The organism is Streptomyces sp. SID12488, from assembly GCF_010548275.1.
Taxonomy (GTDB): Bacteria; Actinomycetota; Actinomycetes; order Streptomycetales; family Streptomycetaceae; genus Streptomyces.
Genome location: NZ_JAAGLT010000149.1, coordinates 1 through 411 on the forward strand (window position 1 = coordinate 1; position 411 = coordinate 411).

The 411-nt window shown below is 64.5% G+C and carries 1 protein-coding gene; it reads right to left on the reverse strand.

What is annotated here, in order from left to right; all coding sequences use genetic code 11:
- Nucleotides 1-15: 15 nt before the first annotated feature.
- Entirely contained in the window at nt 16-279 is a 264-nt protein-coding gene (locus G3I56_RS42935) for a TM2 domain-containing protein (RefSeq protein WP_164418971.1), read from the reverse strand.
- Nucleotides 280-411 lie beyond the last annotated feature (132 nt).

Below are 411 nucleotides of genomic sequence, written 5' to 3' on the forward strand. Positions count from 1 at the left end.
CAGCGGGACCAGGGACTAGCCCTGCAGCACACGACCGTTGGAGTCGGTGCGGTCCTTGCTGGTGAAGAAGATGATGGCGTCGATGAACGACCAGATGCCGCAGCCGCCGAGGGTGAACAGCTGGCCGAGGGCCATGCCCGTGTGGCCGGTGTAGAAGCGCCCGATGCCGAGGGTGCTGAGGAAGAGCTGCAGCAGGCCCGCGGTGATCTTTGACTTGTCCGACAGCGGACGACCCTGCGGGTCGTAACCGAACGGGGCGTCGGGCGTGGGCGTGGCCATGGATGGCTCCTTGCGTTGGGGACGAAACACCAAAGGGACGTGCGTAGGTGCCCCGCCCCCCGATGCGTGGCCTGATCCTGGCAGCAACGCCTGTCGGTAGTCACATCATTTGACCGGACTTCATGAAAACGT